This is a genomic window from Agrobacterium deltaense RV3 (assembly GCF_900013505.1).
In the GTDB taxonomy this organism is placed as follows: Bacteria; Pseudomonadota; Alphaproteobacteria; order Rhizobiales; family Rhizobiaceae; genus Agrobacterium; species Agrobacterium leguminum.
The window spans coordinates 562,733-584,568 of sequence record NZ_LT009745.1 but is presented as its reverse complement, the minus strand read 5'-3'; the positions used below and the strand labels follow the sequence as shown (position 1 = coordinate 584,568).

At 61.2% G+C, this 21,836-nt stretch carries 19 protein-coding genes; 5 read left to right on the top strand and 14 right to left on the bottom strand.

Going from position 1 to position 21,836, the window contains the following annotated elements; translation table 11 throughout:
- The first annotated feature begins 320 nt into the window (after positions 1-320).
- The gene (locus AGR7B_RS02930) at positions 321-2,144 is read left to right on the top strand and encodes a methyl-accepting chemotaxis protein (RefSeq protein WP_080855980.1); all 1,824 of its coding nucleotides are present in this window, start codon (positions 321-323) and stop codon (positions 2,142-2,144) included.
- 115 nt (positions 2,145-2,259) lie between these two features.
- Here the strand turns inward: AGR7B_RS02930 and AGR7B_RS02925 are convergent, their stop codons facing one another.
- The 10 genes from AGR7B_RS02925 to AGR7B_RS02880 all read right to left on the bottom strand — a co-directional run bounded on the left by AGR7B_RS02925 (position 2,260) and on the right by AGR7B_RS02880 (position 12,461).
- Positions 2,260-2,751: a 2-thiouracil desulfurase family protein gene (locus AGR7B_RS02925; RefSeq protein WP_080855979.1), complete on the bottom strand. Its 492-nt coding sequence runs from the start codon at positions 2,749-2,751 to the stop codon at positions 2,260-2,262.
- 230 nt (positions 2,752-2,981) lie between these two features.
- The gene (gene glyS, locus AGR7B_RS02920) at positions 2,982-5,135 is read right to left on the bottom strand and encodes a glycine--tRNA ligase subunit beta (protein ID WP_080855978.1); all 2,154 of its coding nucleotides are present in this window, start codon (positions 5,133-5,135) and stop codon (positions 2,982-2,984) included.
- A 98-nt stretch (positions 5,136-5,233) separates the two neighbouring features.
- Positions 5,234-7,171, bottom strand: a complete 1,938-nt coding sequence (locus AGR7B_RS02915) for a DUF2207 domain-containing protein (protein ID WP_080855977.1) — start codon at positions 7,169-7,171, stop codon at positions 5,234-5,236.
- 21 nt (positions 7,172-7,192) lie between these two features.
- Positions 7,193-8,470 carry a 3-phosphoshikimate 1-carboxyvinyltransferase gene (gene aroA, locus AGR7B_RS02910; RefSeq protein WP_078051497.1) on the bottom strand — a complete coding sequence of 426 codons (1,278 nt, stop codon included), beginning with the start codon at positions 8,468-8,470 and terminating at the stop codon, positions 7,193-7,195.
- A gap of 87 nt (positions 8,471-8,557) precedes the next feature.
- Positions 8,558-9,109, bottom strand: a complete 552-nt coding sequence (locus AGR7B_RS02905) for a LemA family protein (protein WP_078051226.1) — start codon at positions 9,107-9,109, stop codon at positions 8,558-8,560.
- A gap of 78 nt (positions 9,110-9,187) precedes the next feature.
- Positions 9,188-10,150, bottom strand: coding sequence for a glycine--tRNA ligase subunit alpha (locus AGR7B_RS02900; RefSeq protein WP_020813609.1), 963 nt, complete (start codon positions 10,148-10,150; stop codon positions 9,188-9,190).
- A 100-nt stretch (positions 10,151-10,250) separates the two neighbouring features.
- A complete protein-coding gene (locus AGR7B_RS02895) occupies positions 10,251-10,445 on the bottom strand; it encodes an NfeD family protein (RefSeq protein WP_080855976.1) in 195 nt (64 codons plus the stop codon).
- 20 nt (positions 10,446-10,465) lie between these two features.
- Positions 10,466-11,332: a S49 family peptidase gene (locus AGR7B_RS02890; RefSeq protein WP_162934029.1), complete on the bottom strand. Its 867-nt coding sequence runs from the start codon at positions 11,330-11,332 to the stop codon at positions 10,466-10,468.
- A gap of 91 nt (positions 11,333-11,423) precedes the next feature.
- Positions 11,424-12,224 (bottom strand): tRNA1(Val) (adenine(37)-N6)-methyltransferase, encoded by an 801-nt coding sequence (locus AGR7B_RS02885; protein WP_065654410.1) that lies wholly within the window; start codon positions 12,222-12,224, stop codon positions 11,424-11,426.
- Between the two features lie 6 nt (positions 12,225-12,230).
- The gene (locus tag AGR7B_RS02880) at positions 12,231-12,461 is read right to left on the bottom strand and encodes a putative signal transducing protein (RefSeq protein ID WP_003503261.1); all 231 of its coding nucleotides are present in this window, start codon (positions 12,459-12,461) and stop codon (positions 12,231-12,233) included.
- A gap of 111 nt (positions 12,462-12,572) precedes the next feature.
- On the opposite strand from AGR7B_RS02880, the gene AGR7B_RS02875 reads away from it, so the two are divergent.
- The 4 genes from AGR7B_RS02875 (at position 12,573) to moaB (ending at position 17,089) form a co-directional block, all read left to right on the top strand.
- Entirely contained in the window at positions 12,573-13,589 is a 1,017-nt protein-coding gene (locus tag AGR7B_RS02875) for a polyprenyl synthetase family protein (protein ID WP_080856960.1), read from the top strand.
- Between the two features lie 189 nt (positions 13,590-13,778).
- Complete coding sequence (locus AGR7B_RS02870) at positions 13,779-15,626, top strand: tetratricopeptide repeat protein (protein ID WP_080856959.1); 1,848 nt, start codon at positions 13,779-13,781, stop codon at positions 15,624-15,626.
- A 6-nt stretch (positions 15,627-15,632) separates the two neighbouring features.
- Complete coding sequence (locus AGR7B_RS02865; RefSeq protein ID WP_080855975.1) at positions 15,633-16,517, top strand: 4-(cytidine 5'-diphospho)-2-C-methyl-D-erythritol kinase; 885 nt, start codon at positions 15,633-15,635, stop codon at positions 16,515-16,517.
- A 26-nt stretch (positions 16,518-16,543) separates the two neighbouring features.
- The gene (gene moaB, locus AGR7B_RS02860; protein WP_162934027.1) at positions 16,544-17,089 is read left to right on the top strand and encodes a molybdenum cofactor biosynthesis protein B; all 546 of its coding nucleotides are present in this window, start codon (positions 16,544-16,546) and stop codon (positions 17,087-17,089) included.
- A gap of 285 nt (positions 17,090-17,374) precedes the next feature.
- On the opposite strand, the gene AGR7B_RS02855 is transcribed toward moaB, so the two are convergent.
- From AGR7B_RS02855 to guaB, 4 genes are all read right to left on the bottom strand, one after another.
- Entirely contained in the window at positions 17,375-18,250 is an 876-nt protein-coding gene (locus AGR7B_RS02855; protein WP_080855973.1) for a dienelactone hydrolase family protein, read from the bottom strand.
- A 118-nt stretch (positions 18,251-18,368) separates the two neighbouring features.
- Entirely contained in the window at positions 18,369-19,397 is a 1,029-nt protein-coding gene (gene adhP, locus AGR7B_RS02850) for an alcohol dehydrogenase AdhP (RefSeq protein ID WP_004432721.1), read from the bottom strand.
- A gap of 149 nt (positions 19,398-19,546) precedes the next feature.
- On the bottom strand, positions 19,547-19,948 hold the full coding sequence (locus tag AGR7B_RS02845) for an MAPEG family protein (protein ID WP_065654414.1): 402 nt from the start codon (positions 19,946-19,948) through the stop codon (positions 19,547-19,549).
- A gap of 112 nt (positions 19,949-20,060) precedes the next feature.
- Positions 20,061-21,566: an IMP dehydrogenase gene (guaB, locus tag AGR7B_RS02840; protein ID WP_065654415.1), complete on the bottom strand. Its 1,506-nt coding sequence runs from the start codon at positions 21,564-21,566 to the stop codon at positions 20,061-20,063.
- Between the last annotated feature and the right edge of the window lie 270 nt (positions 21,567-21,836).

The window sequence follows — 21,836 nt, the reverse complement described above, 5'->3', positions numbered from 1 at the left end:
GATGACGTCTTTCATGACGAAGGTCAAATAATCGCGTCATCGCTGCATTCCGGAAATGGCGCCGCAACCATGCGGGGAATATTGCTTTTTCTCCCGCTTATTGTGCCTGTCGGGCCTGATAAAGCTTTCGCTAATTAAATATTTATTCAAATTTTTAGCCGCTAAGTGCGTCTATAGTGCGATGCAGCACAGGATGAGGCCGCGGCGCGGACACGCGCTTTTGGGCCCTTTTATCGCGCATCATGCGCCTCTCCCTTCTCCGAAACATCGGTACCGCGCGGCGTTTTCAGGCGCGCGATCCCAAACGCTTGTGAGCGCCCATGAAGAACCTTTCCATTTCCCGTCAGTTGATCGTTCTCGTGGTGGCCCTGATGGCCGCCTTCGCCGTGGCGACGTTTTACCAGCTGAAATCCGCCACCGATGCGATCTATGAGGAACGCTACGGCATGCTGCGGACGCAGGTGCAATCGGCAATCTCTATCCTGCAATCCTTCCACGACAAGGAAAAGGCCGGAACGCTTTCGCGCGACGAGGCCATGAAACAGGCTTACGCCACCGTCAGCGCCATGCGCTTCACGCCGGACGGCTATCTGTTTGGTTACGATTACGACGTGACGATGAAGTTCCATCCCGATGCCAAGCGCGTCGGCGAAAGCTTCAAGGGCAAGCCGGACAGCAAGGGTTTCGCCTATCGTGACGAGCTGGTGCGGCTTGGCCGCAATGGCGGCGGCCAGACGGATTTTTACGGTCCGAAGCCCGGCATGGAAGGCAATGACTACGCCAAGAGCTCCTATGCCCTTGCCTTTGAGCCCTGGCAGGTGGTGGTCGTGACGGGCGTTTACATCGATGATCTGAACGCGCAGGTTCGCGGCGATGTGATGAAGGCGCTGTCGATCGGCGCGCTGATCTTCGTGCTGGCGCTTGCCGCAGCCTTCTACGTCATCCGTGGCATTTCAAAGCCGCTCGGCGACATCCACCGTGCGCTCGGTGAAGTGGCCAATGAAAACGTCTCGCTCGCCATTCCCCATACCGGCCTGACCAACGAGGTGGGCATGATGGCGAAGGCCACCGCCTCGCTTCAGGACAAGGTGCGCGAGCGCCATGCCATGCAGCGCCGTGAGGAAGAACAGCAGCGGCAGCTCAATGCGGAGCGCCAGAACAATCTCGACATGCAGCGTGACGAGGCGGAATTGCAGGCGCGTGTCGTCACCACCATCGGCGAGGCGCTGGAAAAGCTGGCGGGCGGCGATCTGACCGTACGTTGCGGCGATCTCGGCAACCGCTACGCGGCGCTGCGCGACAATTTCAACGAGGCCCTGATCCATCTCGACGCCGCCATGGCCAAGGTGAATTCCAAGAGCATCGACATCGGCGGCTCCAAGGAAGAAATCCGCAAGGCCTCCAATGAGCTTTCGCAGCGCACCGAACGGCAGGCTGCCAATCTGGAAGAGACCTCCGCAGCGCTCGACGAACTGACGGTTGCGGTGCGCCAGACGGCGGAAGGGGCCGCCGACGCCGCCAAGCGCGTCACCACCGTCAGCTCCGAAGCCATGCGCAGCGACCGGGTGGTGGAAGAAGCGATCACCGCGATGAGCGGTATCGAACAGTCTTCCGACCAGATTTCCAACATCATCGGCGTAATCGACGACATCGCCTTCCAGACCAACCTTCTGGCACTGAATGCCGGCGTGGAAGCGGCACGTGCCGGTGAGGCCGGCAAGGGCTTTGCCGTGGTGGCGCAGGAAGTGCGCGAACTGGCGCAGAAATCCGCCGCCGCCGCCAAGGAGATCAAGGACCAGATCGCCCGTTCTTCCGCCCAGGTGGAAAACGGCGTACGCCTTGTCGGTGAGGCCGGCGATGCGCTGAAACGCATCTCGGATCAGATCAAATCCGCAAACGAGATCGTCAGCAAGATCGCCCATTCGGCCGCCGAACAGGATACGACGCTGCGCTCGATCTCCTCGTCGCTCAACCAGCTGGATGTCGCCACCCAGCACAATGCGGCGATGGCGGAAGAAACCACGGCTTCGGCGGAGGCGCTGGCCGTGGACACCGAGGAACTGCTGAACCTCATCCGCGGCTTCCGCGTCTCCTCCGGCCACCAGCTTCATGGCATGGCAGAGCAGATGCGCATGGCAGGGTGATATGCCCCAGGACCATCGATGAACAACGGCGCCGGGGGAAACTCCGGCGTTTTCTTTTCAAGCATTCCAGGAAAAGTTGAACCCGGTTTTGCGTCCGGAAATGCTCCAAAACACTCTAACGGGTCAGCGCATCCAGCCGGTCGATATCGGCAGGTGAAAATACGGCAATACCGGCTTTTTCGAGCAGCGCCGCCGTAACCCCATTGCCCGCATGTTTGACGCCGGAAAACGAACCGTCATAGATTGCTACGGACCCACAGGACGGGCTGCCATCGATCAGAAGCGCATATGTGCAGCCATTGGCCCTGGCGAAGGCCAGCGCCCTTTCAGCACCTGCGATAAATTGCGCCGTGACATCGCCACCGCTGACCTCCAGCACACGGGCGCGGCCCTCCAGCACATCGACACCGGAGGCACCATTTTCGATTTCCGCCGGCGGGCGCGGCACAGGCATGCCGCCCGCCATCTCCGGACAAATCGTGACCAGCCTGCCCTCGCTTCGCCAGCGGTCTATCGCCGGGTGGGCGAAGGGTTTGCCTCTGCCGTCATAGCGGACCGGTTGGCCGAGGAGGCAGGCGCTGATGAGGATTTTGGGGGTGTGGGTCAATGGGGTCATCCTGCAAGGTCGCGGGCGCAGCTTACCCCCCTCTGCCCTGCCGGGCATCTCCCCCTCAAGGGGGGAGATCGGCAAGGGGCATGCTCACCGCTCTTCCCTAGACGTTCAATGTGGCTGAGAGGTTGCCACGGGTCGATCTCCCCCCTTGAGGGGGAGATGTCCGGCAGGACAGAGGGGGGTGAACCGCGCACACTGACATGTACGGCTACCCCAAAACCCCATCACCCCGTTATCTTCGAGAAATCCGCAACCGTTCCGGTCGCTTCGCGAATAGCCTTCAGCAACGCCAGACGGTTGGCACGGATGGCCGCATCCTCGTCATTAACGAGCACATCCTCAAAGAATTTATCGACGGGCGCGCGAAGTGTGGAGAGCGCCTGCATGGCGGAGCGGAAATCCTCGCCCGCAACAGCCTTCGCAGCATCGGCAGAAGCCGTCCTGATCGCCGCATAAAGCGCCTTTTCGGCATCGAGCTTCAGCAACTCTTCCGAAACGCTGTCCGCCACCACGGTGCCCTTCTTCTCCTCGGCGGCCAGAAGCTGGGTGGCGCGCTTGGCGCCTGCCAGAAGGTTGCGGCCATCCTCACCGGTGATGAAGGCGGTGAGCGCCTCGACACGGCAAGCGATCATCAGCAGATCGTCGGATTCCGGCGTCAGGACTGCGTCGATCAGATCGTAACGCGCGCCGAGGTCGCGGAGATAGACTTTCAGGCGGTCGTGGAAGAAGGAAAGGAGATCCGGATCTTTTGCGACGCTCAGCAGCGGCAACCGCACATTCTTCTCGAGCAAAATCCGCACCACGCCCAACGCCGCACGGCGCAGCGCGAAGGGGTCCTTCGAGCCGGTCGGTTTTTCATCGATGGCCCAGAAGCCCACGAGCGTGTCGAGCTTATCGGCCAAAGCAACCGTGATGGCCACCTTGTCGGCAGGCAGGCGATCTGACGGGCCCTGCGGCTTGTAGTGATCTTCGATGGCCGCCGCGACGCTTTCGTTTTCGCCCTGCAGCGCCGCATATTTGCGGCCCATCAGGCCCTGAAGCTCGGGGAATTCGCCGACGGCTTCGGTGCGCAGGTCGGCTTTCGCCAGCACCACGGCGCGGTCCACCAGAGCGGCATCGGCGCCGACGACGGGGGCCAGAGCCTTCGCCAGTTCGCGAATACGGGCCACGCGCTCACCCTGCGTGCCGAGCTTGGCGTGGAAGGTGACATCAAGCGCATCGAGCTTGGCCATGCGCTGGTCGAGCGGCTTCTTGAGATCGAGGCCGAATTTCGCAGCCGAATCGTTCAGCGTTTCCAGATCGGGCAGATCGCCCTGGTCGCGGTTCCAGAAGTGGCGGGCATCCGACAGGCGGGCGCGCACGACCTTGCCGTTGCCATGGATGATTTCCTTGCCGCCATCGCTTGCCTCGATGTTCGAGATCAGGATGAAGCGGTTGGAAAGACCCTCTTCCGCACCCTGATTGCGGGTGACGAAACACTTCTGGTTGGTCTTGATGGTGAGGCGAATGATTTCCGCCGGGATCTGCAGGTAATCTTCCTCGAAGGTGCCCATCAGAACCTGCGGCCATTCGACGAGGCCAGAGACTTCTTCCAGCAGGCCTTCATCTTCCACCAGTTCAAGACCGTTGGCGAAAGCGAGATCCTTGGCGTCGTGCAGGATGATATCCTTGCGGCGTTCGGCATCGAGAACGACCTTCGCCTTTTCGAGGCTCGAGACATAATCCTCGAAACGGCGCACGGTGATCGGGCCGGGTGCATGGAAACGATGGCCATAGGTGACGTTTCCGGCGACGATGCCGTCGATGGCGAAAGGAATGACCTGCGTTTCGTCATGTTCGGGGCCGAACAGGCAGACGATGGATTGCAGCGGGCGCACCCAGCGCAGGCTTTCCGAACCCTTGCCTTCGATACCGGCATAGCTCGAACCCTTCGGCATGGAGGCGGGGCCGGAGCGCATGGATTTCGGCCAGGGGAAGGAGCGGATGATGCCAGGCATCACCTCGGCGATGATCTCTTCCGCCGGGCGGCCGGGCTTGTTGATGATGGCGATGTAGAAATCGCCCTTCTTCGGATCGGAAACGACCTGCGCTTCCGAAATGTCGTTGAGGCCGGCGCCGCGCAGAAAGCCCTCGATGGCCTTTTCATTGGCGTCGGTGCGCGGACCCTTCTTTTCCTCACGCACATCGGCGGAGCGGGCATTAAGGCCGCGAATATCCAGTGTCAGGCGACGCGGCGTCCAATATTCGCGCGCACCTTCATAGGTCAGCCCTCTCTCCACCAAGGCATCGGTGACGAGTTTCTTCAGATCGCCCGCCGCCTTGCGCTGCATGCGGGCAGGGATTTCCTCGGAGCGAAGTTCAAGCAGAAGATCGGGCATGGGATAAGGACTTTAATCTGTTGCAAAAGAGTGTCGCGGACTTAGCAAGACCAGCGGCAAAAGTCACCAGCTATCGGTTAAATTACCGCCGGCGGGCGTTACCAGCCGCCGCCACCACCACCACCGCCGCCGGAGCCGGAAAAACCGCCGCCGCCACCGCCCGAAAAGCTGGAGCCGGACGAGCTGACAGGCTGGGGAATGGTGGAGGCGATGGTATTGGCCATGGAGGTGGAAAAGCCGCCGATCCTGTCGCCAAAGGTTCCGTAATTGCTGCCCGCATACCAGCCGGGCGCATAACTTGCAGCAGCGGCACCGGCAGCGGCCGTTGCAAGCCATGCCTCGAAGGTGCGGCTCCACGGTTTTTCAACGCCGAGCGCCACGGCATAGGGCAGCAACGTCTCGAAATGCTGCGGCGACATGGCGGGCGCGCCGGCCATGTTCATCCGGTCTTTTTCCGCCAGCGTCAGATAGGTTCGGAGGCCCTCAATGCCATCCATCAGCTTGCGGCCGAGCGGCGTCGGCGCGCCCATCAGGAACAGGAACAGCGCGTTGGTGAGCACGATGCCGCCGATGGCGGCCAGTGCCAGCGGCTTGGTGTCATGCGTCACATCCAGCAGGATTTGTGTGGCGATGCCGCCAATGGCGGAAAAGGCCACGAAACCGGCAAAAGCCAGCATGACAATGCCGCCTATCCGCTTGCGTAGCGGTGCGCCGCGCGAAAACTGGCGGCCGATGCCGATCGACAGGATGCTGAAGAAGAAGGCGAAAAAGCCGAAGACCAGCACGGCGGCAATGGCGCTTTCATCCAGATCGCCGAAGATCAACGTCGCAACGATGAGGGCGATGCTGAGGAAGATGCCGAACACGGTGTAACCGGCATTGCTGCGGTAATATTTGCCGCGATGTTCTTTCTCTATCGCCGCGCGGAACTGTTTTCCGACCTTTTCAACTTCCGTCCCATGGGCCTTGTCGATGGTCAAAGTCTCGCCCGGACTGCCGATGGAGGCAAGCAGCGTCTTCTGGCCGGTCGGCAGGTTGTCGGCCGTCGCCTTTTGCGTGCGGCGGATGACGATGGCGTTCTTCAAATCCTCCAGAACGACATAACCCTTCACCGCCAGATCAAGAGCCGAGGCAGAGAGCGCCGTCCAGCCGGCACCTGAAAACCCGCGATTATCGACGTAATTGACCAGAGCCGGCGAAAGCCCCTCCGGCGCATCCCAGCGCGGCACGACCACACCCTTCGCCGGATCGCGGCCGACGGCGAACCAGGCGCGCAGGTAATAAAGCAGCACGGCGAAAAGCCCGCCGCCCGAAAGCAGGATGGCGAGATTATCCCGCAGCCACCAGCCCGCCTCCTGTGAGGTGTCTGGTGCCGCAATCGCGCCCTTGGGGAGCTTGACGGCGACCGTCATGCCCTCGCCAACCGTAAACGGGCGGGTGGAGGCGAAGAATACCTCGTTACCTTCGCTCAAGATGCGCGCATCCTTGCCCTTCGCACCCCGCGGCCCGGTGAAGACGTCGGTATCCGTTGCCTTCACGCCCTCCGGCAGAGTGATGGTCGCGGAAATCTCGCCCATGGGGAATTGCCAGCCATTGCCGGTGACATTCCAGGTCAGCTCGTCATAATCGCTGAAATAACGAATCTGCCGGGCGGTGGTGTAAGTGATCTGGAAGATGTGCTCGCCGGTCGGCAGAAAACGCTCGGCGCTGCCGGTATAGATGCGGATGCCGCCCTCGATATTCTCGGTGCGCCAGTTTTCCGGCGCGCCATCGCGCTCCACCGAAACGACGTTGAAATCCACCTTGGTGCGGCGGTTATTCGCATCCAGCGCATAAAGCGGGAAATCGCGGAAGATGCCGCGTTTGATATTCCGGCCTTCCGCGCGGGCGGTGATGGTTTCCGTCACCGTCAGCTTGCCATCCGCCGCCAGCTCGATGACGGAATGGTAGGAGCGGATGAATTCATCCGCGAAGGCCGGGAAGGCCGCGCCCAGGAAGACGAACAGCGCGAGAAGTCTTGCGGCGATGGTCTTCACGGGCGGTCCCTCCTCAATGGCTCAGTGCTGCGGCTCGGCAGCGCTTTCCTTTTCGGTGTAGTCGACGCCGAGCGAAGCAAGCGCCTTCCAGTAACCGGGATAGGTCTTGCCGACGCAGGCCGGATTCTGGATGGCAATGCCGCCGACTTTCAGCGCCGCCAGCGCAAAGCTCATGGCGATGCGGTGGTCGGCAAAAGTATCGATGGAGGCCTTGACCGTCTGGCCTGCAAGGGCCGGATCGGCATGCACGATCAGGTCGTCGCCCTCTTCATGTGCCAGACCGTTACGTATTTCGTTGAGGCCGAGCGAGACGGCGCGGATACGGTCGCATTCCTTGACGCGCAGATTGGCGATGCCGACGAAACGCACCGGCGTCTCGTTGAAGGCGGCCAGAACCGCGATGGTCGGAATGGCGTCCTGCATCTGCGAGCCGTCGATTTCGGCGGGCAGGTGCGGAAACTTGGCCATGACATCATAGGCCTTGGCGTCCGGCTGGGTGAACTTATCGGCCGGCGTGCCGATATCGATCGCGCCGCCGGTCAGAAGCTCCGCGCCCCAGAGATAGGTGGCGGCGGAGGCATCCGGCTCGATGTGGAAATCGGTCGCCGTGTAACCCGTCGGATGCACGCGCCAGATGGCGTTGCTGACGCGCTCAATCTTCGCACCGAAAGCTTCCATGGCCGAGGTGGTGAGGTCGATATAACCCTTGGCGCCAATTTCCTCGCCCTTGAGGATGATATCGACGGGCTTGTCGCCGCAGGCGGCCGCCATCAGAAGCGCCGACACGTATTGGCTGGAGAGGTTGGCGTCGATGGTGACGCTGCCCTTCGGGAAACCCGTGCCCTTGCCGCAGACGGTGACGGGCGGGCAGCCGGTCGGCGCTTCCGCCTCGACACCGAGGGAGCGCAGGGCCTCCACCAGCGGCATGATCGGGCGTTTGCGCATATGCTCGTCTCCATCGATGATGACGGCGCCATCCACAAGTGCGGCAGCTGCAGTGAGGAACCGTGTCGCGGTGCCGGCATTGCCGAGGAAAAGCGGCTTTTCCGGCTGCTGAAGTACACCCGTGCCTTCCACCACAAAGGTGGTGGCGTCTGGTTCGGTTACCTTGACGCCCATCTCGCGCAGGGCTTCGGCCATATAAAGCGTGTCGTCGCTTTTCAGTGCGCCGGTCAACCGGCTTTTGCCCTTGGCAAGACCAGCCAGGAGAAGCGCACGGTTGGTGATGGACTTGGAGCCGGGCGGCTCGACCTTGCCGGAAAGCGGGTGGTCGGGCGGGGTGATGGTCAGTTCGATCATGATTGTCGTCTTGTCAAAGAATGCAGCGAAGAGCCGGATTATCGGAATTTGAACGGGAGGTCTCAAGCCGCCGAGGGAACAGTGCGCTTAGAATTTCACAGTCGGCACGGCGCGGTCGGCCGGGTTGTCGATCTCGAAATACGGCGCCTTGGCAAAACCGAACTGGCCTGCGACCAGATTGGAGGGGAAGCTCTCCACCTTGACGTTGAGGTCGCGGGCGGCGCCATTGTAATAACGGCGCGACATCTGGATTTCGCTTTCGATGGTTTCCAGCGAACGCTGCAATTCCAGAAAATTCGTATTGGCCTTGAGATCGGGATAGGCTTCGGCAAGCGCAAAGAGCTTGCCGAGCGCCTGCGACAGCAGCCCTTCCGCCTGCGCACGACCCTCGACATCGCCCGCCGGCACGGCCTGCGCCCGGTTGCGCATGGCAATCACCTCCTCGAAGGTGCTCTTTTCATGCGCCGCGTAACCCTTCACTGTCTCGATGAGATTGGGAATAAGATCAGCGCGGCGCTTCAGCTGCACGTCGATGCCCGACCACGCCTCTTCCTTCATCTGCCGCGCCTTGACCAGCCCGTTATAAATGAAGACGACATAAAGCGCGATTGCCGCGATGATTGCCAGCGTGATGAACATTCCCTACCCCTCCTCAAGAGGTGCGGACACCAGAACGGCGTCCGCACGTTAGACTGTTGCCCCGCCTTACATAAACGTTCAGGCGGCCCTGTTCCAGTTCAGCCCGCCCGCATCCGTCAGCAGGAAGGCTTCGCCGCAGGCTTTCGCCAGCGTGCGCACGCGCAGGATATAGCTCTGGCGTTCCGTGACCGAGATTACGCCGCGTGCATCCAGAAGGTTGAAGACGTGGCTGGCCTTGATGCATTGGTCATAGGCCGGGAAAACGCATTTGTGCAGGCGCTGGTTGTCGTTGTCACCGGGCGCGCCAGCGGCGAGAAGCGCCTGGCATTCCTTTTCAGCGTCGATGAAATGACGATGCAGCATGGCTGTATCGGCGAACTCGAAGTTGTGGCGGGAATATTCCTGCTCGGCCTGCAAAAACACGTCACCATAGGAAATCTTCTCTTCGCCCTCGCGGCCGTTGAAGTTCAGGTCATAGACATTGTCAACGCCCTGAACATACATGGCGAGACGCTCCAGACCATAGGTCAACTCGCCAGCGACCGGCGAGCATTCGATGCCGCAGACCTGCTGGAAGTAGGTGAACTGCGAGACTTCCATGCCGTCGCACCAGCATTCCCAGCCAAGGCCCCAGGCGCCGAGCGTCGGGCTTTCCCAGTCGTCTTCGACGAAGCGCACATCGTGCAGCAGAGGGTCGAGGCCGATGGCCTTCAGCGAACCCAGATAGAGTTCCTGCAGGTTCGAGGGGTTTGGTTTCAGGATCACCTGATACTGGTAATAGTGCTGCAGACGATTGGGGTTCTCGCCGTAACGGCCATCGGACGGGCGGCGCGAAGGCTGCACGTAAGCGGCCTTCCACGGCTTCGGTCCAAGCGCACGCAGCGTCGTCGCCGGATGGAACGTACCCGCACCCACTTCCATATCGTAGGGTTGCAGCACCGCGCAGCCCTTGTCGGCCCAGTAATTATGCAGCGTCAGGATCAGCGCCTGAAAGGAACGCTTCGGGTTCATATGGTCGGGAACATCGGTCATTGCAGTCATCGCGGCGTTAGGAGGATAAGTAAGCATTGACTTACTTCGGATGCGGACTGGTGCCACGGCATGGCGTGAGGGTCAAGGTTTTATGCGTGGAGACGCCGCCTTACGCCTCATCCTCGCGCTTCACGCGGTATCCGCCGGTTTCCGGGTCCTTGATCAGCGTGCCGATGGCGCCGGTCTCGCGTTCCTTCTCGCGCTGTTTCGATTTTGCCGAGAGCTTTTCCGCATCGCGGACGAAGCGGCGGTAAAGGATGACGGATCCCACCACCAGAAGAATAATTGTAATGAGCTGCGCCATAAGGCTTTATTCCTGAGACATCATAGACCGAAACGCGACCACAATGCCTTTTCTTCGGCAACCTCCGCAAGCCCTGATACCGCACCGGCGGCCAGCCTTTCGGCATTCACGTCCAGAGCAGCATTGACGCCCGGCACCTTTTTGCCTAACAGAGTGCGACCGCCACTGACGAGCTGCAGCTTGACCTTGGTGCCGTAACGGCGGCGAAGAACCTCACGCATGTCGCCCAGCCCGTCGATCAGGCCGAGGTCGAGGCCGCGCATGCCGGTCCAGAACAGGCCCGAGAAGATCGCCTCGTCGCCCTTCAGTTTCGAGCCGCGACGCATCTTGACCATATCAATGAAAACATTGTGGATTTCGACCTGAAGCGACTTCAGGTAATCGATATCGCCTTCCTTTTCCGGCTGGAAGGGATCGAGGATGACCTTGTTCTCGCCGGCCGTATAGACACGGCGCTCCACGCCGATCTTCTTCAGCATTTCCGGGAAACCGAAACCGCCGGAAACGACGCCGATCGAACCGACGATGGAGGTGGGATCGGCGATGATCTCGTCGCCGGCAAGCGCGATCATGTATCCGCCGGAGGCTGCAACGTCCTCCACGAAGATCAGGACCTTCTTTTCCTTTTCCTCGGCGAGCTGGCGGATGCGGTTATAGATCATCCGCGCCTGCACCGGCGAACCGCCGGGCGAGTTGAGCGAAATGGCGACGGCCGGGGCATCCTTGACGGCGAAGGCCTTTTCCAGAAGCGGCGCATAGGAGGCGAGATTGAGGGCGGGGCGGAACTGGTTGCCGCCGGCCATGATCGCACCGTGCATGCGCACCACCGGGATGACGAGCTCTTTTTTACGAAAGCGTTTCGGCACCAGATACTTCAGAAAACCCACTACTCAATCCTCGCAGCATTTATCCGTTCGTCAGGGATGTATGTATCGCCCCGGAAAACACAATGGTTTGCGGCCGGCGGAACGGCGATATTTATGACGCCGGCCGGATTGCCCTTACATTACGCGAATAGGCGGCGCGGCCATTGTTCAGGTCATCGACGAATGGGGTGAAGGCATGGCTGCCGGTCTCATGCATGATGAGCGGCGCACGGAAGGACAGCCGCGCCCGTGAACCTTTGATGGCGGTGACGAGCATGCGCACCGCATCCTCGCCAGGGCGCGGATGAATGAGGGTGATTTCGAGGCCGCCGAAACGGCTGCCGCAGGCGGCGATGATCTCCGCCACCGATTGCGGCCTTGAAATCAGGGAAAGCTGACCACCCGGCACCATGATCGCGCCTGCGGTCCTGATCCAGTCTTCGAACAGGCCATCGGTCATGGCATGCGCTTCGGCCTTCAGGGCATCCGGCGTGCGGCGGTCGCCCGCATCGTTATAGGGCGGGTTCATGATGACGTGATGGAAATGCTCGTCGGGCAACCCCGCTTCGGCGCGTGCTTTCGCCCGCAGCGTCACATCGGCTTCGCGCACGCTGACGCGCGCAGAAAAGGCAGCATTCTCAGGCAGTTCGAGGCTGCGTCGGGCAAATTGCGCCATTTCCGGCGAGCGTTCGTACAGCGTCACCTCGGCCTTTTCGAGCCGCGTCGCAACCGCCATGCCGGCGGCACCTGCGCCCGCGCCGAGATCGGCTATCCGGCAGGCACGCTCATCCGCCACCAATGACGCCAGAAGCATGGCGTCCATGCCGGCCCGGTGTCCCCTGCCCTTCGGCTGGATGACGTGAAACCGGCCCCGGTGAAAGGCGTCGATCGTTTCGGAAATGCCGTCGCCCACCGCCGTTCAAGCCTCTTCGTTGCGCAACTCGTCGCCGAGCCCGGCATCGATGAGAATGCGGCGGGCCTGATCGGCCCGATCTTCCTCCACCAGAAACCTACGCGGCAAAAGACCGAGCGATCCTTCCAGAATGCTCATCGCCTGATCGGCGATGAGGCAATGGATGCCGGCATCCTTCATCAGGCTTTCGGCGAAGGAGAGCAGCACGGCATCGTTGGTACGGATCAGTTCACGCATGGATAGACCTTAAATTCCCATCTTTTTGAATGGCTAGCGGCAATTCGCCCCTTGCCGCGCAAGGCGTCAGTTTTTATTGTCGAATTCAAGTTCGAACTGGAGTCCTGTCCCTTGGGCGTCGTCATACCGCTTGAAGAAAGCAAAAACAAACTCGCATCCGTCAAGCCGCTTGTCGACCTGACCCGCCCCGATATGGAACGGGTGAACCAGCTTATCCTTTCCAAGGCCGGTTCCGATGTCCAGATGATACCCGAGGTGGCCAACCACCTCATCTCTTCCGGCGGCAAGCGCCTGCGGCCGATGCTGACGCTCGCCTCGGCCTCGATGTTCGGTTACGAGGGCGACAACCACATCAAGCTCGCCACCAGCGTCGAATTCATGCATACGGCGACGCTTCTGCATGACGACGTGGTGGATGAGAGCGATCTGCGCCGCGGCAAATCCACCGCCCGCACCATCTGGGGCAACCAGGCGAGCGTTCTCGTCGGCGACTTCCTGCTCGGCCAGGCGTTCCGCATGATGGTGGATGTCGGCTCGCTCGATGCGCTCGACGTGCTGTCCACCGCCGCCTCAGTGATCGCCGAGGGCGAGGTGCTGCAGCTTTCTGTCGCCAAGAACATGGAAACGACGGAAGACGATTATCTGCAGGTGATTCGCGCCAAGACGGCCGCCCTTTTCGCGGCGGCGGCGGAAGTCGGCCCCATCGTCGCCAAGACCGACAAGGCGACCCGCAGCGCGCTGAAATCCTACGGCATGAATCTCGGCCTCGCCTTCCAGCTCGTTGACGACGTGCTGGACTACGGTGGAAAATCCGCCGATCTCGGCAAGAATACCGGCGACGATTTCCGCGAAGGCAAGATCACCCTGCCGGTCATCCTCTCCTATCGTCGCGGCACGCAGGATGAGCGCGCCTTCTGGCGCAAGGCCATCGAGAAGGGTGAAAGCAGCGACGAGAACCTTGAAAAGGCGCTGGGCCTGATCACCAAATACAACGGTCTTGGCGATACGATCGGCCGCGCCACGCACTACGGCACCATCGCCCGCGATGCGCTCGCACCGCTGCCGCAGAGCCCCTGGAAAGATGCGCTTCTGGAAGTGATCGACTTCTGCATCGAGCGTCTGAACTGACGCTAGAGGCCGGGCGAAAGGCGGATGGAAAAGACCATCCGCCCAATGTTCCGGGCCAGCTTCTCCGCAAGGCGTGATTGTGGCCGGGGCCATAATTTCTTGCGGGGCTGCTTCAAAAAAGCCATTCTATCGTGACCAACAATGGAAACTGATTTTTCCGTGCTTCTGCACAAAGGCAAAGGTTCCCTCATGCGGCGTAAACCAGCACTCCGTCTTCTCTGCAGCGCGGCTCTTGCCGCTGCTCTCGCAATCGGCGCGGGTGCAAGCCCCGGCTTTGCGGAGACGAAGGCGACACCGGAAGACAAGGCCGTCACGTTCGATCCCGGCAAGGTGAACACCTTCTCCGGCGCCTTCCTCGCCGGGCGCAATGCCGATGTCGATCAGGATTATCCCACCGCGATTTCGCTTTACAAAAAGGCGCTGGAATTCGATCCGGCCAATACGGAAATCCGCCAGCGGCTGATGATCGCCGAACTTCTGAGCGGCAATTTCGAGGCCGGCGCCAAGATCGCCGATTCGATGAAGGACGATACCTCGGTGGAGCGCGTGACGACCATCGTGCGCGGTCTCGACGCCATCAAGGATAAAGAATTCGCCAAGGCCGAGAAGATTCTGAAATATACCGGTCCGAACGATCTCGACCGCATGGTCAACACGCTTTTGACCGCGTGGGCGCGTGCCGGTTCCGGCAAGCCGAAAGAAGCGCTGGCGCTGGTCAACAATATGAAGGGCCCGGGCTGGATTTCGATCTTCCAGAAATACAATGCGGCGGCCATCGCCCTTGTTTCCGGCAACAATGAAGCCGCCCGCAAGAGCCTGAACGAAGCGGTGACGGACCGCGAAGGCGGGGCAACCGCCTCCGATACCTATATGCGCGCGGTGATGGCGCTTGCCCGGCTGGAGGCTTCCGCCGGCAACAAGCAGAAGGCGCTGGATGCGATTGCAGTCGGAGACACTTTCGCACCGAATTACGCGCCGCTGAAAGCGCTTCGCCAGTCCATCGAAAATGGTGAAAAGCCGGAACAGCAGATCACCAATGCGGTTGAAGGTGCCGCCAGCGTCATGTTCTCCATCGCCGGCGCGCTAAACCGCGAAGGCGCCGAAGAGATCGTGACGCTTTATCTGCAGACGTCGCGCGCGCTCGATCCGAAGAGCCCGGATACGCTCATTCTTCTCGGCGGCCTTTCCGAAGCGCTGAAACAGCCTGACCGCGCCATTGCCTTCTATCGCGAAGTGCCGAAGGATTCGCCGATGTATCGCATCTCCGAGCTGCAGCTCGGACTGACGCTTGCGCAGACCGGCAAGGTGGATGAGGCGCGCAAGCACCTTAAATCCCTGCTCGAATCCGATCCGAAGGACATTCGTTCCTATCTCGCCTATGGCAGCGTGCTTTCGGACGCCAAGGACTACAAGGCGATGGCCGGGAACTACGACAAGGCCATCGAGGTCATCGGCTCCGTGCCGCAGAAATCCGACTGGTCCGTTTTCTTCCAGCGCGGCATCGCCTATGAGCGGCTGAAGGAATGGGACAAGGCCGAACCGAATTTCAAGCGGGCGCTGGAGCTGAACCCGGAACAGCCGCAGGTTCTGAACTATCTGGGTTATTCCTGGGTGGACAAGGGCATCAATCTCGATGAAGGCATGAAGATGATCAGCCGCGCCGTCGAGCTTCGGCCGAATGACGGCTACATCGTCGATTCGCTCGGCTGGGCGCATTATCGCCTCGGCGCTTTCGATGAAGCCGTGACCGAGCTGGAGCGGGCGATCGAACTGAAAGCCGGCGATCCGACCATCAACGACCATCTGGGCGACGCCTACTGGCGGGTCGGCCGCAAGATCGAGGCGGTCTATCAGTGGAACCGCGCATTGATCGGCGACAGCGACGACGTGGACAAGGCCAAGGTGAAGGAAAAGATCGCCAACGGCCTGCCGCCGGTGGAAAAAGATGCCGAAAATACCGCCAAAAAGGAAGTCGCGCCGGTGCCGCCGGCTCCTCCGGCGCCGGCACCGGCTGCCACTCCGGACAAGAAATCCTGACGCCGCATGCGCGGGCATGACGTATCCGGGGCCACCGAGACCATCGAGGCGGCCCCGGCCAAAATCAATCTGGCGCTGCATGTGACCGGCCAGCGAGCGGATGGGTATCACCTGCTCGAAACGCTGGTGACCTTTACCGAAGCCGGCGACACGATCCGTATTCGCGACGCCGATGCCGACAGTTTCTCCATCTCAGGCCCCTTCGGCGATCTTTTGCGCGCGGGCGATGGCGGCGATAACCTCGTCACCCGCGCCAGGGACCTGTTGCGCGATGCGCTTGCATCGACAGGGCAACCTGCACCCCCGGTCGCCATTCATCTTGAAAAGAACCTGCCGGTGGCTTCCGGTATCGGCGGCGGCTCGGCGGATGCGGCAGCGACACTGCGGGGGCTTTTGCGACACTGGCGTGCCGGGATCGCACCGGATGCGCTTGCATCCATGGCGCTCACGCTCGGGGCGGATGTGCCGATGTGCCTTGAGAGCCGATCCCTGATCGCGCGCGGCATCGGCGAGGACATCGAACCGCTCACCGATCTGCCGGAACTGGTGATGGTTCTCGCCAATCCGCTGAAGGCGGTCTCGACGCCGGAGATTTTCCGGCGATTGCAGACCAAGACCAATGCGCCCCTGCCCGCCTCTGCGACAATCGGCTGGATGGATTTTCTCGCGCAAAGCCGTAACGATCTGCAACCGCCAGCTCAGGCGCTTCTGCCGGAGATCGGGGAAATCATTGGGTTACTGTCGCAGGAAGGTGCTGCGCTTGTGCGCATGTCTGGCTCGGGGGCAACCTGTTTCGGGATTTTTCATTCCCTTGAAGCGGCCAGGAAAGCGGAAACATCGCTTCGGAGGAAACGCCCCGGCTGGTATTTTCAGGCGACGCGGACCATTTGAGGACCGGATATTTCGAGGATAAGGCCATGGCAGGCGATAGACCCTTCATTCCCCTTGGCATTGCGGTTCTGACCGTTTCGGACAGCCGCACGCTGGAGAACGACAAGTCTGGAGACACACTCGTCGCAAGACTGGAGGACGCGGGCCACCGGCTCGCTGCCCGCGCCATCGTCCCGGACGACAAGGCGGCGATCGCAGACACGGTGCGCGAATGGACGCTGTCTGACGGCGTGGATGTGGTCATCACGACAGGCGGCACGGGCTTCACCGGCCGCGATGTGACGCCCGAAGCGCTGGAGCCGCTGTTCGAAAAGCGCATGGATGGGTTTTCCGCCCTCTTCCACCGCATCTCCTATGACAAGATCGGCACCGCCACCATCCAGTCACGCGCGACCGGCGGCGTGGCGAACGCGACCTTCATCTTCGTGCTGCCCGGCTCGCCGGGTGCGTGCAAGGATGCGTGGGACGGCATTCTGAAAGCCCAGCTCGATTATCGCCACCTGCCCTGCAATTTCGTGGAGATTATGCCGAGGCTCGACGAGCATTTGAAGCGTGGGGCTGGGGGCGTTTAGATCAGCGGACCAGAGGTGCGTGGGGCTTACCCCCCTCTGCCCTGCCGGGCATCTCCCCCTCAAGGGGGGAGATCGATCTGCGGCGATGTCTCATCCATCTTGAAGCTTGAAAATGAAGCGACAAGAGGGCCTCTTGCCGATCTCCCCCCTTGAGGGGGAGATGCCCGGCAGGGCAGAGGGGGGTGAAGCTCCACACGCCTTCGGTCCGCTATCAATTGACAATATCCAGAGCTTCTCCACCTTCCCTTGCCAAGGAACAGAACAGACGCCCGCCCAAAACCCCCATCACGCCAGATATTTCTTGAAGAACTCCGTCGTCCGGCCCCAGGCGAGATCGGCAGCCGTCTTATCGTAGCGCGCCGAGGACGTGTCATTGTTGAAGGCGTGGTTGACGCCGTCATAGACGAAGATTTCAAAGGTCTTGTCGTTTTCCTCCAGCGCCTTTTTATAGGCGTCGATGCCGGCATTGATGCGCTCATCGAGACCCGCATAGTGCAAAAGCAGCGGCGCTTTGATGGCCGGTACATCGGCCGCCGGAGCCTGCTGGCCGTAATAGGCGACACCGGCATTCAAAGCTGCCGATTTGGTAGCGAAACGATTGACCAGCCCGCCGCCCCAGCAGAAACCGACCGCGCCCACTTTGCCATTCGCCCCCTGCCGGGCCGCGAGCCATACCCGGCCCGCTTCGGCATTGGCGACGGTCGCGTCCATGTCGAGACCGCTGAACATCTGCCGCGCCTTCTCCTCATCGGCGGGCGTGCCGCCCTGCGGTGAGAGGAAATCGACAGCAAGCGCCCGAAAACCGGCGAGCGCCACCCGCCTTGCCACGTCACGAATATGGTCGTTCAGACCACGGTTCTCGTGGATGACGATGACGGAGCCGATGGGGCCGGAAACGGATTTCGGTGTAACGAGGTAACCCTTCATCTCGCCGCCGGCGGCGGGATAGGTCACCTCCTCGGCGACGATCCTGTCGTCATCGGCCGCGATGACAGCCGCACGGGCGCTGTTGGCCGAAAGAAGCGGGGCGATGGCCGCCGCCGCTGCACCAGACCCGGCCAGTACGGTGAGCTTTTCCATGAATTTGCGGCGATCGAGGCTGAGATGGGTATATTCATCGTAAGCGTCGATCATGGCCTGCGTGATCTTGGGCTTGTCCATCGCTCTATCCTCCTTGAACGCACGGATGCGGGAGGATAGCGCAGATCGCCCCGTGGGGAACGAGGCGGGGGCAAGCGACGCCACACATTTACGTGAGCGCCGCCAGCCAGTTTTCACATCAGGCAGCGAGGTCCACGACGATACGGCCGTCGATCTTGCCCTCTTCCATGCGGTGGAAGATATCGTTGATGTTTTCGAGCTTATCCCAGGAGAAGTGGGCCGCCACCTTGCCTTCGCCGGCAAAGGTCAGCGCTTCCTCCAGATCCTGCCGCGTGCCGACGATGGAGCCGCGCACCGTGATGCGCTTCAGCACCGTGTCGAACACCGGAATGGAGATGAAGCCCGGCGGCAGGCCGACAAGCGCCATGGTGCCCTTGGAGCGCAGGAAGCCGTAAGCCTGCTCCATGGCCTTGGGCGACACCGCCGTCACCAGCGCGCCGTGGACGCCGCCGGTCGCCTTCTGAACCTGCTCCACCGCATCTGGCGCGCGGCCATTGACGGTGACATCGGCTCCGAGTTTTTTCGCAAGCGCCAGCTTGTCGTCGAAAATATCGGCGGCAACGACATGCATGCCCATGGCCTTGGCATATTGCACGGCCATGTGGCCAAGCCCGCCAATGCCTGAAATGACCACCCACTCACCGGGCCTGACCTCGGTTTCCTTCAGCCCCTTATAGACGGTGACGCCGGCGCAGAGCACCGGTGCGGCCGGGCCGAAATCGAGATTATCCGGCAGGCGGCCGACGAATTTCGGATCGGCAAGGCCGTATTCGGCAAAGCTGCCATTGACGGAATAGCCGGAATTCTTCTGGCTCGGGCACAGCGTTTCCCAGCCCGTGCGGCACGGAATGCAGCAGCCGCAGGCGGTGTAGAGCCAGGGCGTGCCGGCGCGGTCGCCTTCCTTGATGCCGGTGACGCCAGCGCCGATCTTGGCGACGTAACCCACACCTTCGTGGCCGGGGATGAAGGGCGGATTGGGCTTGACCGGCCAGTCGCCCGTTGCGGCGTGCAGGTCGGTGTGGCAAATGCCTGTCGCCTTGTAGTTGATGAGAATTTCACCCGGGCCGGGATCCGGTATCGCCACTTCCTCGATGGTCAGCGGTTTTCCAAACGCGCGGACGACGGCTGCCTTCATTGTCTTAGCCATGACATACTCCCTAATCTCTGCTCGCCTGGAATCCTCGACGGCAGGCAGAGATTAACGGGGATGGGGCGTCATGGAATTGACCCATCGCAAATCGGAGCATTTTGCAAGGCGGGATTGTCTCACTTATGAGGCAACCCCACGGTGCTGATTTACTCCAGCGCCAACCATATGGCGAGCCACGCCCACAGGCAGACGACCAGCGCAAAGCCGATGCCGAACAATGCGCCACGCTGACGCAGGCGGTTGCTGGTGACGTGGACATAGGAATGGGCATAACGCGAGAGCACGAACAGCCATGCCAGAACGACGGTGACGATATTGTCCGCATCCGTGATGTAGAGCAGCAGGCAGGCGATGTGGAACAGCACCGGCAGTTCGAACTGATTGGCGATGTTGCGGTTCACCAGATGGCTTTCACGCGCCTCTTCGCCCTGGTCGCGCAGCTTGATCGCCGATTCGCGATCCTTGAAGGTGTATTTGTTACGCCGGATGATCAGGAGCGCATAAAGGCAAAAGACCAGAAAGACATGGGCGATCATCGGCCAGAACATTGCGGTCGTGGGTGACATGCTTTCTTCTCCAATCATGAAAACGCTCCCCGATCCGGCATGAATCGGGGAGCGCCAAATACTCAGTATCCTTTTACGGATTCGCCTCGAAAGATCAAACCGCGCCGGGGTAGTTCGGGCTTTCGCGGGTGATCGTCACGTCATGGGCGTGGCTTTCGCGCAGGCCCGCGCTGGAGATGCGAACGAAGGTGGCGCGCTCCTGGAATTCCTTGATGTTGCTGCCGCCGACATAACCCATGGCGGCTTTCAGGCCACCTGCCAGCTGGTGCAGGACGCCGGAAACCGGGCCCTTATAGGGAACCTGACCTTCGATGCCTTCCGGAACGAGCTTCAGCGTGTCGCGTACTTCCGCCTGGAAATAACGGTCTGCCGAGCCGCGCGCCATGGCGCCTACGGAGCCCATGCCGCGATAGGCCTTGAAGGAACGGCCCTGGTAGAGGAACACTTCGCCCGGGCTTTCATCCGTGCCGGCCAGCAGCGAGCCGATCATGACGGCGGAAGCGCCGGCGGCGATTGCCTTGGCCAGATCGCCCGAGAACTTGATGCCGCCATCGGCGATGACGGGGATATCAGCCGCATTGGCGACTTCAACCGACGACATGATGGCAGCGAGCTGCGGAACGCCGACGCCGGCGACGATGCGGGTGGTGCAGATGGAGCCGGGGCCGATACCGACCTTGACGCCATCGGCGCCGGCATCGATCAACGCCTTGGTGCCGTCAGCGGTGGCGACATTGCCGGCGATGATGCGAACCGAGTTCGACATCTTCTTGACCTGCGAGACGGCATCCAGCACGCGCTGCGAATGGCCATGCGCGGTATCGACGACCAGAAGGTCGACGCCGGCATCGATGAGGCGCTCGGCGCGCTCGATGGCGTCAGCACCGACGCTGATGGCGGCAGCGGCGCGAAGGCGACCCTGCGCATCCTTGGTGGCGTTGGGATTGAGCTGCGACTTCTCGATATCCTTGACGGTGATGAGGCCGACGCAGTTGCCCTTGGCATCCACAACCAGCAGCTTTTCGATGCGGTGCTTGTGCAGCAGGCGGCGGGCTTCCTGTTGATCGACGCTGCTTTCCTTGACCGTGACCAGGTTTTCGCGGGTCATCAGTTCGTAAATCTTCTGCTGCGGATCGGAGGCGAAGCGCACGTCGCGGTTGGTCAGAATGCCGACCAGACGGCCGTTCTTGTGGCCGCCGGAACCGCCGTTTTCAACGACCGGAATGCCGGAAATGCCATGCGCCTTCATCAGCGCCTGTGCTTCAGCAAGCGTCGCATCCGGGCCGATGGTGACCGGGTTGACGACCATGCCGCTTTCGAACTTCTTCACCTGCCGTACTTCTTCGGCCTGTTCGATGGGGGTCAGGTTGCGGTGGATGACACCGATGCCGCCGGCCTGGGCCATGGCGATGGCGAGGCGGCCTTCGGTAACCGTATCCATGGCGGAAGAGAGGATCGGCAGGTTGAGATCGATATCGCGGGCAATGCGCGTGGCGATATTCGTCTGTCCCGGCATGACTTCGGAATGTCCGGGTTGCAGCAACACATCGTCAAATGTGAGAGCGTCCAAACCAGTGGGTGTTTGAATGATGCGTGCCATGACCAAATTCCTTCATACTGAAAATGCGTGGCCGTTCCGGAACGAAAAGTTCACCCCGGCGCCCTGCAAGGATTGCTTGGAAGTTGGCGAGGGCTGGTAACACGTTCATGACAGGAAGGGAATAGAAAAAACCCGGAATTGCCTTCCGGGCTTTCTTTGTTGCTGCATTGCAGCAGACGTTATAACGCGTCGTGTGGGTCCTTGCCCCACATGACGCGCTATAACTGCTTGTTTTTATGCATGTCGTTATCGCAAAACCGCTGAACACTT

Coding starts and splice junctions, on each gene's coding strand:
- aroA (WP_078051497.1), bottom strand. CDS start 8,470: ATGATCGAACTGACCATCACCCCGCCCGACCACCCGCTTTCCGGCAAG.
- AGR7B_RS02870 (WP_080856959.1), top strand. CDS start 13,779: ATGCGGCGTAAACCAGCACTCCGTCTTCTCTGCAGCGCGGCTCTTGCC.
- AGR7B_RS02895 (WP_080855976.1), bottom strand. CDS start 10,445: ATGGCGCAGCTCATTACAATTATTCTTCTGGTGGTGGGATCCGTCATC.
- adhP (WP_004432721.1), bottom strand. CDS start 19,397: ATGGCTAAGACAATGAAGGCAGCCGTCGTCCGCGCGTTTGGAAAACCG.
- guaB (WP_065654415.1), bottom strand. CDS start 21,566: ATGGCACGCATCATTCAAACACCCACTGGTTTGGACGCTCTCACATTT.
- AGR7B_RS02900 (WP_020813609.1), bottom strand. CDS start 10,150: ATGACTGCAATGACCGATGTTCCCGACCATATGAACCCGAAGCGTTCC.
- AGR7B_RS02865 (WP_080855975.1), top strand. CDS start 15,633: ATGCGCGGGCATGACGTATCCGGGGCCACCGAGACCATCGAGGCGGCC.
- AGR7B_RS02855 (WP_080855973.1), bottom strand. CDS start 18,250: ATGGACAAGCCCAAGATCACGCAGGCCATGATCGACGCTTACGATGAA.
- AGR7B_RS02880 (WP_003503261.1), bottom strand. CDS start 12,461: ATGCGTGAACTGATCCGTACCAACGATGCCGTGCTGCTCTCCTTCGCC.
- AGR7B_RS02930 (WP_080855980.1), top strand. CDS start 321: ATGAAGAACCTTTCCATTTCCCGTCAGTTGATCGTTCTCGTGGTGGCC.
- glyS (WP_080855978.1), bottom strand. CDS start 5,135: ATGCCCGATCTTCTGCTTGAACTTCGCTCCGAGGAAATCCCTGCCCGC.
- AGR7B_RS02845 (WP_065654414.1), bottom strand. CDS start 19,948: ATGTTCTGGCCGATGATCGCCCATGTCTTTCTGGTCTTTTGCCTTTAT.
- AGR7B_RS02905 (WP_078051226.1), bottom strand. CDS start 9,109: ATGTTCATCACGCTGGCAATCATCGCGGCAATCGCGCTTTATGTCGTC.
- moaB (WP_162934027.1), top strand. CDS start 16,544: ATGGCAGGCGATAGACCCTTCATTCCCCTTGGCATTGCGGTTCTGACC.